This window comes from Actinomycetota bacterium (assembly GCA_005774595.1).
Classification (GTDB): domain Bacteria; phylum Actinomycetota; class Coriobacteriia; order Anaerosomatales; family D1FN1-002; genus D1FN1-002.
In genome coordinates, this window is sequence record VAUM01000225.1 from 1 (window position 1) to 3,240 (window position 3,240).

Genomic DNA, 3,240 nt, shown 5'->3' on the forward strand with positions numbered 1-3,240 from the left:
GCGCCCGACCACGACCGCGCCCGCCGCCGCGGGCCCGCCCGCGAGCCGAGGCTGCTCGACCGCCTCACGCTCGCCCTGCGCTCCCGCCACTACAGCCGCCGGACCGAGAAGGCGTACCGCCTGTGGGTCGAACGCTACATCCGCTTCCACGGCATCCGGCACCCCGGCGAGATGGCCGAGCCGGAGATCAACGAGTTCCTGACCCACCTGGCCACCGACCTCGATGTCAGCTCGTCGACTCAGAACCAGGCGCTCGCCGGCATCCTGTTCCTCTACCGCCACGTGCTCGGCCGTGAGGTCGGCGCGCTCGACGTGGTGCGCGCCCGCAAGCCCAAGCACCTGCCGGTGGTGATGACGCGCGACGAGGTCCGCTCCGTGCTGAGCCGGCTCCAGGGGCAGGAGTGGCTGATGGCGTCGCTGCTCTACGGCTCGGGGCTGCGCCTGTCAGAGTGCCTTCGGCTGCGCGTACTCGACGTCGATTTCGAGCGCGGCGAGGTCACCGTCCGCAGCGGCAAGGGCGCGAAGGACCGGGTGACGATGCTGCCCGAGTCGCTGAAGGCGCCGCTGCGCGACCACCTGCGCCACGTCCGCGCGACGCACGACGCCGACCGCGCCGCCGGCTTCGGCCGCGCGCCGCTGCCCGAGGCGCTCGACCGCAAGTACCCCAACGCTCCGGCCGAGTGGTGCTGGCAGTGGGTGTTCCCGCAGGCGCGGCGGTGGCGCGATCCCGAGAACGGTGCGCAGGGGCGCCACCACGTCGACGCGACCGTGCTGCAGCGGGCGGTGAAGCGCGCGGTGCGCGAAGCGGGCGTGCCGAAGCACGTCGGCTGCCACACGCTGCGGCACTCGTTCGCGACGCACCTGCTCGAGAGCGGCTACGACATCCGAACGATCCAGGAGCTCCTCGGCCACAAGGACGTGAAGACGACGATGATCTACACCCACGTGCTCAACAAAGGCGGCCACGGCGTGAAGAGCCCGATGGACGCGCTGTAGGTACCGAGCCGACAAGACCTGTCCTACCGACCACGTTCGCCGAGTCACCCCCGCCGGCCGCAATCTCCCTCCGGTCGGCGGCTATCCGAGTGGTATAGGTTCTATCCTCTGGGGGAGAATGATGGTATCCTTTCGGTTCGAGTACGATGAGGCCAAGAGTCGCACGAACAAGCTCAAGCACGGAATCGACTTCGAAGAGGCCCAGGGGCTGTGGTCCGATAGACGTCTCGCCGCGTCGACAGCCCGCAGTGAGACCGAACCGCGGATCCTCGTGACAGGCATGCTCGGCGGCAAGTTGTGGACCGCCGTGGTCACGTGGCGGTCCGACCGGATACGCATCATCTCAGTCCGGCGCGCGCGACCGAGGGAGGCGCAGGCATATGCCCGACAAGACCATCAGCGCTGAGGAGTTCGATCGCCGCTTCGATGCGGGGGAGGACATCAGTGACTTCGTCGACTGGTCGACCACTCGTCGTCCTCTGGAGGAGCTCCTGCAGACGCGGCGAGTCAATGTCGACTTCCCCGCCTGGGTGGTCGCCGCAATCGATGCGGAGGCGAAACGACTCGGCATCAGCCGGCAGGCTGTCATCAAGATCTGGTGCGCCGAGCAACTCGACAAGAAGCGGGCCGCCGGCTAGGAGGCCCCCTTACACGGAACCGCGTAGCATCCTTGGACGCGGAGCGTCTTCCGAAGCGTAGGGCCGACGAGTACGCTCATACACGGAAGCTCGGAGCCGCGTTGGAGATTTCGACGGTTCCGCAGAAACACTGTTCGATGCAGCTGTCGGCCAGGGGGGAAGCTGATGCGCAGGTATCACGTCCTGCCGCGGAAGAACCCACCTTCTTGGAGCGCCGTTCCCGGTCAACTACTCCTCATCGGGTACTTCTCGCTGCTCGTGCTCGGCCTCGTGGCTTGGGGCGCGCTCCCCGTCTCGGTGGGAATCGCGGGCCTTCTTGGCCTTCGACCCGCCTTCTACCTTGGACTTGTTGGTGGAGTCGGCATCGTGTTCGGCCTGTCGTTCAGTCAGCGCGCAATGAAGGCCGCGCGCAGTATGTCGATTCCTGCAGTCCTCGCGAGTACGCTACTCGTCATGGCGAACCGCCTTGCGATCTTCATCGGCGGCACAGCGCAAGCCGCCGCCGCGGGTCTCGCAGTCGGCGCAATCCTTTCCGTGATGTGGACCCTGACTCGCCTGCTAGCCGAAGACGTCTCGGCATTGCTCGCACAACCCCGGCCGACTCATGAGGTGGCCACACCACCGCCTCGCCATGCCCCAGCGGAGAAGAGTGAAGTCGACTTCTGGGAGCGGGGCTGAGCAAATGGGCCGCGCATCGAACAGGCGTTTCCAGCGGAAGCGCGCCGGAAGGCTAGAATCGGCAATGAAGGCGGAGCGCGGCGCGCTCCGCTGAAACGCAGAAACGTTCGACACAGACCCGATCTGGAGGGCTTGGATCCATGCGCAGCATTTCGGCCACGCCTCTGTGGCTCGCGGTGGCGGTTGTCTTCGTCGGGATGACTCTCGGATGCAAGCCCGCAACGCTGAGTAGCTTGACCGGGAAGCGCACGGTCACCTCGACCGCGACCTACACAGTCGCACCTGAGGTGCACGAGACACCGCACCTCCCAGCCGGCGTACGCATCCAGGTTCGGGAGCCGCGCGAAGGAGTCCGCGCCTCGGTCTTCTCGCTCGTCAGCTCAGCTGGCATCGAGCAGACGGGAGCGCTAGTCAGCGAGAAGATCGTGTCGGAGGCTAGTCCCGGCGAGATCTGGGCCGGCACCGGCTCGCGCTCCGCTGCCACGGTCAAGTACCTCAAGATTGGCACCAAGTACAACGACACGTCTGATTGGGTCACCGACGACACGTCGACTATCGATGCCGCCGCCGGAACAGTCGTCACCAGTTCGCGCCTTGTCTCGCCCAAGCGCGGCGCGGAGGTCGTCTACGTTCACCTCGGTCCGCAAGCGACAGAGATGATTGGTGAGCCGATGGTGGCAGGTGGCACTGGCTGGTTCGACTCGTATACGTACTGGAACGCTGACAGCGGGACTGGGTCCGTGGAGCCAACGGGCACGTGGATCGCAATCGTCGAGATTGATCAGCGTCCTGCAATCTGGAGGACATTCGAAATCAGGTAGTTGGCCGCGAGGAGCACACTTGCGGTCGTGTCGAACACGCGCTTCCAACGGTAGCGCGCCTGCGGCGTAGAATCGGTCTTGAAGGCGGAGCGGGGCGCGCTCCGCTG

The 3,240-nt window shown here is 66.2% G+C and carries 5 protein-coding genes; all 5 read left to right on the plus strand.

What is annotated here, in order from left to right; translation table 11 throughout:
- Nucleotides 1-51 precede the first annotated feature (51 nt).
- The 5 genes from FDZ70_08265 (at nucleotide 52) to FDZ70_08285 (ending at nucleotide 3,133) form a co-directional block, all read left to right on the plus strand.
- On the plus strand, nucleotides 52-996 hold the full coding sequence (locus FDZ70_08265) for an integron integrase (protein TLM72668.1): 945 nt from the start codon (nucleotides 52-54) through the stop codon (nucleotides 994-996).
- Nucleotides 997-1,117: 121 nt separating this feature from the next.
- Nucleotides 1,118-1,402: a BrnT family toxin gene (locus FDZ70_08270; protein ID TLM72665.1), complete on the plus strand. Its 285-nt coding sequence runs from the start codon at nucleotides 1,118-1,120 to the stop codon at nucleotides 1,400-1,402.
- Complete coding sequence (locus FDZ70_08275) at nucleotides 1,392-1,634, plus strand: CopG family transcriptional regulator (GenBank protein ID TLM72669.1); 243 nt, start codon at nucleotides 1,392-1,394, stop codon at nucleotides 1,632-1,634. The genes FDZ70_08270 and FDZ70_08275 overlap by 11 nt, the downstream gene beginning before the upstream one ends.
- Before the next feature lie 165 nt (nucleotides 1,635-1,799).
- Entirely contained in the window at nucleotides 1,800-2,312 is a 513-nt protein-coding gene (locus tag FDZ70_08280) for a hypothetical protein (GenBank protein ID TLM72666.1), read from the plus strand.
- A gap of 140 nt (nucleotides 2,313-2,452) precedes the next feature.
- On the plus strand, nucleotides 2,453-3,133 hold the full coding sequence (locus FDZ70_08285; protein ID TLM72667.1) for a hypothetical protein: 681 nt from the start codon (nucleotides 2,453-2,455) through the stop codon (nucleotides 3,131-3,133).
- The last annotated feature ends 107 nt before the right edge of the window (nucleotides 3,134-3,240 follow it).

What these genes read in the sequence shown, in the direction of transcription:
- FDZ70_08270 (TLM72665.1), top strand. Translation starts at nt 1,118, where the DNA reads ATGGTATCCTTTCGGTTCGAGTACGATGAGGCCAAGAGTCGCACGAAC.
- FDZ70_08280 (TLM72666.1), top strand. Translation starts at nt 1,800, where the DNA reads ATGCGCAGGTATCACGTCCTGCCGCGGAAGAACCCACCTTCTTGGAGC.
- FDZ70_08285 (TLM72667.1), top strand. Translation starts at nt 2,453, where the DNA reads ATGCGCAGCATTTCGGCCACGCCTCTGTGGCTCGCGGTGGCGGTTGTC.